At 69.0% G+C, this 12,800-nt stretch carries 11 protein-coding genes; 9 read left to right on the plus strand and 2 right to left on the minus strand.

Translation table 11 applies throughout. The annotated features are described in order from the left end of the window. Nucleotides 1-27 precede the first annotated feature (27 nt). A complete protein-coding gene (locus ACIP5T_RS06145; protein WP_400861525.1) occupies nt 28-909 on the plus strand; it encodes an SDR family oxidoreductase in 882 nt (293 codons plus the stop codon). Between the two features lie 10 nt (nt 910-919). Here ACIP5T_RS06145 and mfd read toward each other — a convergent pair whose 3' ends face one another. Beyond that, nucleotides 920-4,483: a transcription-repair coupling factor gene (gene mfd, locus ACIP5T_RS06150; RefSeq protein ID WP_400861528.1), complete on the minus strand. Its 3,564-nt coding sequence runs from the start codon at nt 4,481-4,483 to the stop codon at nt 920-922. An 80-nt stretch (nt 4,484-4,563) separates the two neighbouring features. On the opposite strand from mfd, the gene ACIP5T_RS06155 reads away from it, so the two are divergent. From ACIP5T_RS06155 to ACIP5T_RS06185, 7 genes are all read left to right on the plus strand, one after another. Then, complete coding sequence (locus tag ACIP5T_RS06155) at nt 4,564-5,169, plus strand: GNAT family N-acetyltransferase (RefSeq protein ID WP_400861530.1); 606 nt, start codon at nt 4,564-4,566, stop codon at nt 5,167-5,169. A gap of 4 nt (nt 5,170-5,173) precedes the next feature. Beyond that, entirely contained in the window at nt 5,174-6,037 is an 864-nt protein-coding gene (locus tag ACIP5T_RS06160) for an Fpg/Nei family DNA glycosylase (protein ID WP_400861533.1), read from the plus strand. A 272-nt stretch (nt 6,038-6,309) separates the two neighbouring features. Continuing rightward, the gene (gene ribD / locus ACIP5T_RS06165; protein WP_400861536.1) at nt 6,310-7,344 is read left to right on the plus strand and encodes a bifunctional diaminohydroxyphosphoribosylaminopyrimidine deaminase/5-amino-6-(5-phosphoribosylamino)uracil reductase RibD; all 1,035 of its coding nucleotides are present in this window, start codon (nt 6,310-6,312) and stop codon (nt 7,342-7,344) included. Beyond that, the gene (locus tag ACIP5T_RS06170; protein WP_400861539.1) at nt 7,344-7,973 is read left to right on the plus strand and encodes a riboflavin synthase; all 630 of its coding nucleotides are present in this window, start codon (nt 7,344-7,346) and stop codon (nt 7,971-7,973) included. The genes ribD and ACIP5T_RS06170 overlap by 1 nt, the downstream gene beginning before the upstream one ends. After that, the gene (gene ribA, locus ACIP5T_RS06175; RefSeq protein WP_400861541.1) at nt 7,970-9,238 is read left to right on the plus strand and encodes a GTP cyclohydrolase II; all 1,269 of its coding nucleotides are present in this window, start codon (nt 7,970-7,972) and stop codon (nt 9,236-9,238) included. Before ACIP5T_RS06170 ends, ribA begins: the two co-directional genes overlap by 4 nt. Further along, a complete protein-coding gene (ribH, locus tag ACIP5T_RS06180; RefSeq protein WP_400861543.1) occupies nt 9,235-9,708 on the plus strand; it encodes a 6,7-dimethyl-8-ribityllumazine synthase in 474 nt (157 codons plus the stop codon). Before ribA ends, ribH begins: the two co-directional genes overlap by 4 nt. 53 nt (nt 9,709-9,761) lie before the next feature. Further along, a complete protein-coding gene (locus ACIP5T_RS06185; RefSeq protein WP_400861546.1) occupies nt 9,762-10,121 on the plus strand; it encodes a Fe-S protein in 360 nt (119 codons plus the stop codon). A gap of 17 nt (nt 10,122-10,138) precedes the next feature. Here the strand turns inward: ACIP5T_RS06185 and ACIP5T_RS06190 are convergent, their stop codons facing one another. Beyond that, nucleotides 10,139-11,224, minus strand: coding sequence for an ATP-binding protein (locus ACIP5T_RS06190; RefSeq protein WP_400861548.1), 1,086 nt, complete (start codon nt 11,222-11,224; stop codon nt 10,139-10,141). Between the two features lie 220 nt (nt 11,225-11,444). Between ACIP5T_RS06190 and ACIP5T_RS06195 the strand changes: the two genes are divergently transcribed. Further along, entirely contained in the window at nt 11,445-12,797 is a 1,353-nt protein-coding gene (locus tag ACIP5T_RS06195; RefSeq protein ID WP_400861550.1) for a DUF2252 domain-containing protein, read from the plus strand. Nucleotides 12,798-12,800: the final 3 nt, after the last annotated feature.

Raw genomic sequence — 12,800 nt, forward strand, 5'->3', positions numbered from 1 at the left:
GCTTCTTCGATCGAAAGGCTCACTGCCATGCACTCCCCCGACCTTCCCCTGTTCGGACGCACCGTTCTGGTGACCGGTGTCTCCCGCAGACGCGGCATCGGATTCGCCACCGCGACGACACTGGCCTCCCTCGGTGCGAACGTGTTCTTCCACCACTTCCGCCCCCATGATCTCGATCACCCCTGGGGCGGGGACGATCTCGACGCGGTGCGCGCGGGCATCCGCGACTCTCTCGCGTCCGGGGCTGTGATGGGCGACGCGCAGGCTGATCTTCGCGACCCCGACAGCATCGAACCGCTGCTCGACGCGGCATCGTCCCTCTCCGGCCGTCTCGACATCGTCGTCTGCAACCAGGCGATGAGCGGCGGCGACGGCACGATCTTCGACATGACCGCCGACCGACTGGATGCGCATTGGCAGGCCAACGCCCGCGCCTCGCTGCTGCTCACCGCCGGGCTCGCGCGTCGGGTCCGCCATGGGCTCGGCGGACCCGAGTCACCGGTCGCGCGCCCCGGCGACAGCATTCCGACGCTCGGCCCCTTCGAGAAGCCGACCGCCCACGTCATCTGGATGACCTCCGGCCAGGGGCACGGAGCCATGCGCGGCGAGATCTCGTATGCGACGAGCAAGGCCGCATTGGCGGGGATCACACGCTCGACAGCCGCCGAGCTGCTCGACGTCGGGATCGTGCTGAACACCGTCAATCCCGGCCCGGTGAACACGGGCTACCTCGACGCCGACACGACGGATCGCGATCTGTCCGGCGTCGACGAGTGGATCGCCGGCACCCCGTTCGGACGTGTCGGCCGCCCCGGCGACCCGGCCCGCCTGATCGGGTGGCTGTGCACGGACGCGGGCTCGTGGGTGGTCGGTCAGGTGCTGACCACCGACGGCGGCTTCTCGCTGTAGTCGGTTCCCGTCACTCGACCTTCGCGGGCTCCGGGAAGATGGCTGTGAACAGCTGCTCGACCCATTCGAGCAGCTGGGCGTCGGGAAGCGGCTCGAGGCCGACACCCACCGCGGCCGGGATCGTCGGCATCGGCACTACGAGCGCCTCTCCCCCGGAGACCAGCTTCGCCTTCGGATAGAGCCGCTGCAGGCGCACCTTGATCGAGTCCTCGAGCCGCGCCGGCGCGATGCGCAGATTCGACCCCATCACCACGACGTCGGCGAGTCCGGCCTTGGCGGCCCGACGACGCAGACGAGCGACGGCGATGAGTCCCGTGACCTCGTCGGGCGGGGTGCCGTAGCGGTCGGTGAGCTCGTCGATCACGAGATCGATCGCGTCGTCCTTCGCGGTGGCCGTCGAGGCGGCCGAGAGCTTCTGGTACGCCTCGAGACGAAGTCGCTCGCTGTCGATGTAGTACTCGGGGATGCGCGCGTCCAGCGGCAGCTCGAGGCGCAGCTCCTGACCCGACTCGACGTCCTCGCCTCGGAAGGTCGCGACCGCCTCGCCGATCATCCGCAGGTAGAGGTCGAATCCGACGCCCGCGATGTGGCCGGCCTGCTCGCCGCCGAGCAGGTTGCCGGCGCCTCGCAGCTCGAGGTCCTTGAGCGCGACCTGCATTCCGGATCCGAGGTCGTTGTTCACTGCGATCGTCTGCAGGCGGTCCGCCGCCGTCTCGCTGAGCGGCTTCATCTCGTCGTAGAGGAAGTACGCATAGGCGCGCTCACGACCACGGCCGACGCGGCCGCGCAGCTGATGCAGCTGGCTCAGACCGTACTTGTCGGCCCGGTCGATGATGATCGTGTTGGCATTCGCGATATCCAGGCCCGTCTCGATGATCGTGGTCGAGACGAGCACATCGAACTTGCGCTCCCAGAAGTCGTCGACGACCTGCTCGAGCGCGTGCTCGCCCATCTGACCGTGCGCCACGGCGATGCGCGCTTCGGGCACGAGCTCGGCGAGCTGGGCGGCGACCCGCTGGATCGACTGCACGCGGTTGTGCACGAAGAACACCTGGCCCTCGCGCAGGATCTCTCGTCGGATCGCCGCCGCCATCTGCTTGTCACTGCGGGGACCCACGAACGAGAGGATCGGATGCCGGTCCTCCGGCGGCGTCGCGAGAGTCGACATCTCGCGAATGCCCGTGACAGCCATCTCGAGCGTGCGCGGGATCGGGGTCGCGCTCATCGCGAGGATGTCGACGTTGGTCTTCATCTTCTTGAGCGTGTCCTTGTGCTCGACGCCGAAGCGCTGCTCCTCGTCGATGATCATCAGGCCGAGATCCTTGAACATGACCTGGTCGGTGAGGATGCGGTGCGTGCCGATCACCATGTCGACGGTGCCGTCGAGCAGACCGTCGAGAGTGAGACGCGCCTCCTTGTCGGACTGGAACCGCGACAGCGGGCGCACCTTGACGGGGAATCCGGCGAATCGCTCGGTGAATGTCTCGAGATGCTGTTTCACGAGGAGCGTGGTCGGCACGAGCATCGCGACCTGCTTGCCGTCCTGGATCGCCTTGAACGCCGCGCGGACGGCGACCTCGGTCTTGCCGAAGCCGACGTCGCCCGAGAGCAGCCTGTCCATCGGGATCGGACGCTCCATGTCGGCCTTGATCTCGTCGATGGTCTGCAGCTGATCGAGGGTCTCGGCGAACGGGAACGCCTCCTCGAGCTCGCGCTGCCAGGGGGTGTCAGGCCCGAACGCGTGGCCCTTCGCGCTCATGCGCGCCGAGTACAGCTTGACGAGCTCGACGGCGATGTCGCGCACGGCCTTGCGAGCCTTGCCCTTCGCCTGCGACCAGTCGCTGCCGCCCATTTTCGAGAGGGTCGGTCCCTCACCGCCGACGTACTTCGAGAGCAGGTCGAGCTGATCTGTGGGCACATAGAGCTTGTCGCCCGGGTATCCGCGCTTCGACGGCGCGTATTCGAGCACCAGGTAGTCACGCACCGATTTCGTCGCGTTGCGCCCGCCGGTCGAGACCTCGCGCTGGGTCATCTCGACGAAGCGGCCGATGCCGTGGGTGTTGTGCACGACGAAGTCGCCCTGCTTGAGCTGCAGCGGATCGACGACGTTCTTCCGACGGGAGGCGAGCTTCTTGACGACGCGCTGGTCACCGCCGATCGTGCGGCCGTAGAACTCGTTGTCGGTGAGGACGGCGAGCTTGGCCTCGGGGATCTGGAATCCGGCCTCGACCGAGCCGGTGACGAGCGTCGCGACGCCCGTGTCGGGTGCGTCGATCAGCTCGGACACTATGCGGGCGGCGATCCCCCGGTCGGAGAGCACATCGCGGGCGCGGTCGACGAGGCCCGCTCCGGCGGCGATCACGACGATCCGCCAGCCGTCGGCGACCTTCGCCTCGACGAACGAGATCGCGCCGTCGACGTTGCCGTGGAACGAGGGGATGACCGAAGCGTCGATGGTCTCGGCGTCCTCGCCGCCCATCGAGAACGGGCTCAGGCGCCACCAGACGCCGCCGCGGTCACGGACGACCTCGCGCAGCCGGGCGATCGTGAGGAAGTCGCCGGCGCCGAGATCGATGGGCGCCGACGCACCCGAGGTCGCCGCGCTCCAGGCCGCGTCGAGGAACTCGCGGTTGGTCTCGCCCAGCGTGATCGCCCGAGCACTCGACCTCTCGGGGTCGACGACGGCGGTCGCGCTGCCCTCGGGCAGATACTCGGCGAGTGACTTGAGCGGCCCGGAGACCGCCGGAAGAAGGGACTCCATGCCTTCGACCGGGATGCCCTCCGCCATCTTCTCGAGCATGCCCGCGATCGCCGGGAACCCGCCGATCAGCGCTCGCGCGCGATCGCGTACGTCGGGAGTCAGCAGCAGCTCGCGGCTCGGAGGCAGATCGACGCCGTCGACATCGCCGGGGAGGGAGCGCTGATCGGCGACCGAGAACGCGCGGATCTGGTCGATCTCGTCGCCGAAGAACTCGACGCGGAACGGATGCTCCGAGATCGCAGGGAAGACGTCGAGGATGCCGCCGCGCACGGCGAACTCGCCACGGCGCGACACCATGTCGACACGCGAGTAGGCGCGCTCGACCAGCTGCTCGACGACGTGGTCGAGCTCGTGCCCTCTGCTGGCGGTACGCAGCTCGAGCGGCGCGATCTCGCCGAGGTTGCCCGCGATCGGCTGGAGTGCGGCTCGCACCGAGGCGACCACGACGAGGGGATGATCGCCCGACCACTCCGCGATGCGACGCAGGGTCTGCAGTCTCTGGCCCACGGTGTCAGGGCTCGGGCTGAGGCGCTCGTGCGGGAGCGTCTCCCACGCGGGGAATGTCACGACCTCGGCATCGGGGATGTACGCTGCGAGCGCCGCGGCGAGGCTCTCGGCGCGTCTGCCCGTCGGCACGACAGTCAGGAGCGCGGCCGGATGCCCGGCTGCCCGGCGCTTGTCGAGCAGACCGGCGAGTGCCGGAGCGTCGAGGCCGTCGACGAGGCCGAGGTCGGCATCGGTCTGGGCCCACGTCAGGGCGTCACGAAAAAGAGATGCCTCTTCCAAGGCGCGCAGAATCCCCGGCACAGTCACCGGACAAGCCTAGCCGCGGCCACCGACACCGGCATCGGGATCGCCACGGACACGCGCTGCGGGAGCCGTAGGATGCCGGGATGGAACCGGTCACCCTCACCACCGAGCGCCTCGTCCTGCACGTGCCGGACGAGTCGGACGTCGATGCGATCACCGCGGCCTGTCAGGACCCGGAGATCCCTCGGTGGACCACGGTGCCGAGCCCCTACACGCGTGAGCACGGCGAAGGCTACGTGCGCCTGATCCGCGAATGGTGGGCCGACGGGAGCCAGACGATCTGGTGCGCCTACCGGGAGGGCGAACTGGTCGCGTCGATCGGGCTGCATCACATCACCGAGCACCGCACCGGCGGGCACGCGGAGATCGGATACTGGGTCACCGAGTCAGCACGCGGCAACGGCTACCTCGTCGAGGCGGCTCGCGCCGTCGTCGACTGGGGGTTCGAGGAGCTCGGTCTGGCTCGGCTGGGCTGGCGCGCGGTGGCCGGCAACGTCCCGTCGGCCCGTGCCGCTCGCGCGCTGGGTTTCCGCTATGAGGGGCTGGGGCGCCAGGCGCTCACCAGCGACCGCGGTCGCGACGACGGATGGTTCGGCGGGCTCCTCCCGGCCGATGACCGTGCGCCGGTGGACTGGCCGATCCTCCAGGGAGCCGCCCTAGCCGCGTGTCCGACGTCGGTGGCAGGATGAGCGCATGCCTGAGATGCCGGAGGTCCAGGGCCTGACCGCGTTTCTCACCGAGCGCGCGGTGGGGCGGACGATCGTGCGCACGAGCGTGGGGGCGATCGCTGCGCTGAAGACCTACGATCCGCCGAACACCGCTCTCCACGGAGCGAAGATCACTGCGGCGTCGCGACGAGGCAAGTTCATCGTGCTCTCGTGCGGCGACGACCTGCACCTCGTGTTCCACCTCGCCAAGGCAGGGTGGCTGCGCTGGTACGAGAATCTGCCGACGACGCTGATCAAACCCGGCAAGTCGCCCATCGCCATCCGGGTCGGACTCGACGACGAGAGCGGATTCGACCTCACCGAGGCAGGCATGAAGAAGTCGCTCGCCGTCTACGTCGTGCGCGATCCGGAAGAGGTGCCGGGCATCGCCCGCCTCGGCCCCGACCCCCTCGAGGCGTCCTTCACCCGCGACGTGTTCGCCGACCTGCTGCGCGGCAGGCGCACGCAGATCAAGGGGCTGCTGCGCGACCAGGGTGTGATCGCCGGGATCGGCAACGCGTACTCCGACGAGATCCTGCACGCGGCGCGCATGTCGCCCTACGCGATCGCCGACAAGCTGGGCGACGACGAGATCGATCGCCTGTACGCCGCGATGCAGACGACGCTGACGGATGCCGTGGCCGAGGCCTCGGGCAAGCCGCCGGCCGACCTCAAAGACGCGAAGCGCCGTGGCATGCAGGTGCACGCCCGTCGCGGCGAGGAGTGCCCCGTGTGCGGCGACACCGTTCGCAGCGTCTTCTTCGCCGACCGCTCGATGGAGTACTGCCCGACCTGCCAGACCGGGGGCAAACCACTCGCCGATCGCCGCCTGTCGCGGCTGCTCAAGTAGCACTTCGACGCGGAATGAAATGCATTCGGATGTGTTGAGTACACTCAGAGCATCAACGTGCTCCGGGGTCGGTGAGAATCCGAACCGGCGGTGACAGTCCGCGAGCGTCTCGGTTCTCCGAGATGCCGATCCGGTGGAATTCCGGGACCGACGGTGGTGCGAGGCGCAGCCTCGCTAGTCCGGAAGGGAGGCAGCACGGTGCGCCGCCGCGCGCGCGTTCTGCCGACGTCTCCCCTCGAGGAGAATCCCCGGAGCCTCAGAGAGGACCACGGATGGCAGTGAACGAGACGGAACGGCGGGCGATGTCCCGTGCGCTCGAGCTCGCGGCGCTCGGCCCTCGAGGCCTCAACCCCCAGGTCGGCGCCGTCATCCTCTCCCCCGAGGGCGAGATCATCGCCGAAGGCTGGCACCACGGTGCCGGCACCCCTCACGCCGAGGTCGATGCGCTCTCGAAGCTCGCACCCGGCGCCGCCGACGGTGCGACCGCAGTCGTCACACTCGAACCCTGCAACCACACCGGGCGGACAGGACCGTGCGCCGTCGCGCTCATCGAGGCAGGCGTCTCGCGCGTCGTCTACGCCCTCGACGATCCCGGCGCCGTGTCGGGCGGCGGTGCCGACCGCCTTCGCTCAGCGGGGGTGAGCGTCGATTCGGGCGAGCAGGCCGATGTCGCACACGATCTCATCGACGGCTGGCTCACCGCTCAGAGCCTCGGGCGACCGCACGTCACCGTGAAATGGGCCCAGTCCCTCGACGGCCGCGCGGCGGCATCCGATGGAAGCAGTCAGTGGATCACCGGACCGGAAGCCCGGGCCGACGTGCACCGACGTCGAGCCGCGGCCGATGCGATCGTCGTCGGAACCGGCACTCTGCTCTCCGACGACCCCTCGCTGACGGCCCGCGACGGCGATGCACTCTACGACCGGCAGCCGGTCCCCGTCGTGATCGGCTCGCGTCAGACCCCCGATGGCGCGGCGATCCGTCGGCATCCGAAGACGCCGCTCTTCTACGACACCCATGACCTGCACGATGTTCTCGCCGACCTGCACTCGCGCGGCATCCAGAGCGTGTTCGTCGAAGGCGGTCCGACGCTGGCAAGTGCCTTCGTCGCCGACGGACTCGCAGATCGCGTGCTCGCCTACCTCGCGCCGGTGCTGCTCGGCGGCGATCGGCTGGCCCTCACAGACATCGGCGTGGGATCGATCGACGCCGCCCGCAGACTGACGATCGAGGAGTGGCTGCCTCTCGGGGCGGACCTGCTGGCGATCGCTCATCCCGCGCTCACCACCGAAGAAGGAGCCGCCTGATGTTCACCGGAATCATCGAGGAGATCGGCGAGATCACCGCCATCGCGCCCGCCGGAGACGGCTGGCGCCTGACGGTTCGCGCCCCCAAAGCGGTCTCCGACGCCGTGCACGGCGAGTCCATCGCGGTGTCGGGCGTCTGCCTCACGGTCGTCGACTCGACAGCCGACACCTTCGACGCCGACGTGATGAAGCAGACCCTCGACGTCGCAGCGCTCGGCACAGCAACCGTCGGCACCCGTGTGAACATCGAGAAGGCGATGCCGGTCGGTGCACGGCTCGGCGGCCACATCGTGCAGGGACACGTCGACGGCGTCGGCGGCGTGCTCGAGGTGCGCCCCGGGGAGCAGTGGAGCGTGCTGCGCATCTCGCTGCCGCACGACCTCGCGCCGCTCGTGGTCGACAAGGGCTCCATCTCGGTCGACGGCACCTCGCTCACGGTGAGCGCGGTCAGCCCCGTCGACGGCGATGCCCACTGGTTCGAGATCTCGCTCATTCCCGAGACCCTCGCCGCCACCACCCTCGGCTCTCGCACGGTCGGCGACCGTGTCAACCTCGAGACCGACATCCTCGCCCGCCACGTCGAACGTCTGCTGGCGTTCAGGGCAGCACCGGAAGGAGGCTCGCGATGAGCCTTTCCACCATCTCCGAGGCCCTCGAGGCCCTGCGTGCCGGACGGCCCGTCCTGGTCGCAGACGATGAGAATCGCGAGAACGAGGGCGACGTCATCATGTCGGCGGAGCTCGCGACGCCCGAATGGGTCGCGTGGACGGTCCGCTGGTCGTCCGGGTTCATCTGCGCGCCGATGCCCGCCGACCTCGCCGACAACCTCAACCTGCAGCCGATGGTCGCGGCGTCGGAAGACGCGCGCTCGACCGCCTACACCGTGAGCGTCGACGCGGCGGAGGGTGTGACGACGGGCATCAGCGCGCACGATCGAGCCCACACGCTGAACGTCCTGGCGAACCCCGAGTCGACCGCGACGAGCATCATCCGCCCTGGACACGTGCTTCCCCTGCGCGCCGTGGACGGAGGCGTGCGCGAGCGCAGCGGCCACACCGAGGCCGCCGTCGATCTGATGAAGCTCGCCGGTCTCCGCCCGGTGGGCGCCATCGCCGAGGTCGTCGCCGAGGACGGCAGCATGATGCGGCTTCCCGGCCTCATCGAGCTGGGCGCGCGAGACGGGGTGCCGGTCATCACGATCGAGCAGCTCATCGCGCACCTCAACGAGACCGACCCCACCGGCTGGTCGCCCGAACACGCCAGTCGTCGCGTGAGTCTGCGCGCCGATGCGACCGTGCCGACGACGCACGGCACGTTCCGCTTCCTCGCCTACAAGGACCGGGTCACCGGCACAGACCACATCGCCGTCGTGTCAGGCGAGCCGAGCGAGACCGCCCTCGTGCGTGTGCACTCGGAGTGCCTGACCGGCGAGGCGTTCGGCTCGCTCAAGTGCGAGTGCGGCCCCCAGCTCGACGCCGCGCTCGACGCGATCGAGCAGGACGGCGGCATCGTCATCTACATGCGAGGCCACGAGGGCCGGGGCATCGGTCTGATCAACAAGCTCCGCGCGTACAGCCTGCAGGAGGAGGGTCTCGACACGGTCGACGCCAACCTCGCGCTGGGGCTGCCGGCGGATGCCCGCGACTATGCGGCTGCGGCAGGGATCCTCGCCGACCTCGGAGTCTCGAAGGTGCGCCTGCTGACCAACAACACCGACAAGGTGAATCAGCTGCGCGATCTCGGGCTCGACGTCGTCGAGCAGGTGCCGCTGATCGTCGGCGTCGGACCCAACAACCACCAGTACCTCGAGACCAAACGTGACCGGATGGGTCACATCATCGGAGAGGCGGAGCTCGCAGAGGCTCTCGCCGACGGACGGAAGGACGACGCATGAGCGGCGCAGGAGCACCCAAGACGGAGAAGATCGACGGGCGGGGACTGAAGGTCGTCATCGTCGCCGGCACCTGGCACGACGTCATCACCGACGGCCTGATCGCCGGTGCGCAGCGCGTCCTCGACGAGGCCGACGCCGCGTACCGACTCGTGCGCGTGCCGGGCTCGTTCGAGCTCGCTCTCGCCGCCCAGGCCGCGTTCGCGGGCGGAGCGGATGCCGTGGTCGCCCTCGGCGTGATCATCCGCGGCGGAACCCCGCACTTCGAGTACGTCTCGGCGGCGACGACCGACGGGCTGACCCGCGTCTCGCTCGATGCGGGCAAGCCGGTGGGCTTCGGCGTCCTCACGCTCGACGACGAGAAGCAGGGCCTCGACCGTGCGGGTCTCGAGGGCTCGAAGGAGGACAAGGGCGCAGAGGCAGCGGATGCCGCACTGCGCACCGCCCTCCTCGTGCGCGAGCTGCGCGGCTGAGGTCAGCCTGCCCTTGCTGGCGGCCCGTCGTCGCGCACTCGTACGGTGAGGGTATGGAGACCCTGCGCCACATCGTCCTGTTCGTGCACCTCATCGGCTTCGCCGTGCTGTTCGGCGCCTGGGCCGTGCAGGCGTTCGGCGGCAAGCGCGAGTTCACGCGCCTGATGAGCATCGGCATGACGATCGCCGCAGTCGCCGGTCTCGCACTCGCGGCTCCGTGGGGGCTGCCCGACGGCGTCGAGATGAACTACGCCAAGATCGGCACGAAGCTCGTCGTGCTCCTCGTGATCGGCGCACTCCTCGGCATCGGCACGTCGAAGCAGCGCAAGTCCGGCTCGGTGCCGACCGCGATGTTCTGGCTCGTCGGCATCCTGACCGCTCTCAACGCAGGTATCGCGGCGATCTGGCGCTGACCCTCCGCACCGACGCCTCAGACACGCAGCGGGACCACGACGTCGGCGCCTGCCTCCTCGGTGAGCCGCGCCCCCATCTGCACGAACGTCGGCTGCGGGATGAAGCCTCCCGCGAAGAGCGCCTGACCTTGGGCGAAGCCCTGCGCCCGCCGGATGTCGTCTTCGCCGACGAAGCCGAACACCTCAGCCAACTCGGCGATGTCCCGCGGGGCGTTCACACGCATGAGGCCGAGGTTGTCGCACTGCGAGAGCACGTTCGGATGGATCTTCGTCGGCCGCTGCGTCGACAGGAACAGCCACAGACCGAACTTGCGCCCCTCGGCGGCGATCTGCACCAGCTGCTCGGTGAGCGCTCGTTCGACCGCGGTGCGCGGCTCGGGCGAGCAGAGGTTGTGCGCCTCGTCGACCACGATGAGGATCGGCCGGCGGCTCTCCCTACGCGCCCACAGCTGTTCGAGCACGGCGAGGGCCGCCACCTTCGGCTCGGCAGGGTGGTCGAATCCGCCGAGATCGAGCACCGTCGCGCGCGGGCGCTCCTCGATCACGTCGACGACGGAGCCCGCGCCCCGCGACCACAGATCCCACTCGAGCACCTGAAGGTTCTCCATGCGGTTGGCGAGGCGCACCCGGGCCGGATCGCCGGACTCACGGAACTCCTGCAGCATCCGCTCGGTGTCGAACTCCGTGGCGCTCACGGACCAGTGCAGGAGGACGTTGTACTCCTCGGCGTCCGCGATCGGATCGATCTGCAGAACCGCAGCCTTCGCCGCGGGTGACAGATCGAGGTAGCGGGTGTGCAGTCGCTCGCCGGCATCATGCCCCGAGCGGAACACGCGTATGTCGCTCTGCGCGATCTGCGCGGCGTGGTCGACCCTCGCCCCGGGTCTCGTCTCGGCCAGCCGCACGAAGTCGGCGTTGGGGTCGAAGATCAGCATCGGCAGCTCGGTGTGCAGCAGGAGCTGCTCGAGGACGACTCCGAGCGCATAGGTCTTGCCGCTGCCGCTCTGCCCGCACCAGAACGTATGACGGTTGAATCGTCGCGCATCGAGGTGCACGGGCTCCGTGGGGTCAGCGGTCAGGGATCCGATGGTCAGCTCGGTCATGCGGTCACCCTAGCGACGCCGGGGAGTGTCGCTGCGAGGGGATCACCCGATGCGGATGATGCCCCTCTGGATGGCTCGCCCGCCCCCTGTGATACTGACGTCCGATTCGCCTACGACGGTCGCTCGGAGAACGGAGAACCGCATGGACACGAGTCGTCGATCGACGGGGGCGAGAACGTTCGGCGAACGGCGGGACGCAGGCCGCTCCGCGCGTACGCGGATGCCACGATCGCAGCTCGGCATCTGGTCGCCGAAGGATGACAGGCCGGACCCGATCGATCTGCTGGAGGAGCAGGGGAGATCGCGCGTCCGAGAGCTCACGCCGGTGAGATATGCCCGGATGGCGACCTCGCCCCTCGCGTTCTATCGAGGCTCAGCGCTGCTGATGGCATCGGATCTCGCCTCGGCAGGGCACACCGGGATCATCACGCAGCTCTGCGGCGACGCTCATCTGTCGAACTTCGGCCTGTACAGCACGCCGGAGCGGAACCTCGCTTTCGATATCAACGACTTCGACGAGACGCTCCCTGGGCCGTTCGAATGGGACGTCAAACGTCTCGCGGCGAGCTTCGCGGTCGCGTCCAGACAGCGGGGATTCTCCACAGAGGAGGGGCGCGCCTGCGTGCTGGCCGCTGCGCGCGGCTATCGCACTGGGATCAGGGAGGCGGCGAAGGCGACGGTGCTCGACGCGTGGTACGACCGGCTCGACGCGGAGCGAGCGCAGCAGTGGCTGCGCTCGGAACGCCGTGACGATCGCGCGGGAGATGGCGAGGTCGGTCGCCTCGATGCCGTGATCGAGAAGGCCCGAAGGCGGGGCCACCGGAAGGCCTTCCGCAAGCTGGTGCGCGTGGTGGACGGCGATCTGCGGATCATCGCCGCCCCGCCGCTGATCGTGCCTGTGGAGGACATCCTCCGAGACGCGGACGATGCCTCCGACGATGAGGAGGTCATGCGGCACGTGATCGCGGCCTATCGGACGACGCTCGTCGGCGAACGCCACCCTGTCGACGAGTACCGCTACCGGCACATGGCTCGCAAGGTCGTCGGCGTCGGAAGCGTGGGGACCCGCGCCTGGGTGCTGCTGTTCAGCGGTCGAGACGACGACGACCCCCTGCTCCTGCAGGCGAAGGAGGCACAGGAATCGGTTCTCGAACGCTTCCTGGGTCCGAGCGAGTTCGCCTCCCACGGAGAGCGTGTGGTGCGAGGTCAGCGCCTGATGCAGGCGTCGAGCGACATCTTCCTCGGATGGCAGTCGATCGTCGGGGTCGACGGCCAGCACCGCGACTTCTATCTGCGTCAGCTGCAGGACGGGAAGGGCGGGAGCGATCCGGACACGATGACAGCTCGGGGCGCGACCCTCTATGCCCGGATCTGCGGGGAGACGCTCGCCCGCGCCCACGCGCGCTCCGGCGATCGCGTCGAGATCGCCGGATATGTCGGTCGCGGCTCCGCGTTCGATGAGGCGGTCGCCGACTTCGCCGCCGCATACGCGGAGCAGAATGATCGGGACTTCGCCGCGCTCACCGCCGCGCTGGCGTCCGGGCGTCTTCCGCGCGAGTCCGCGGACAGGTGAGCC

The organism is Microbacterium sp. NPDC088619, assembly GCF_044752825.1.
In the GTDB taxonomy this organism is placed as follows: Bacteria; Actinomycetota; Actinomycetes; order Actinomycetales; family Microbacteriaceae; genus Microbacterium.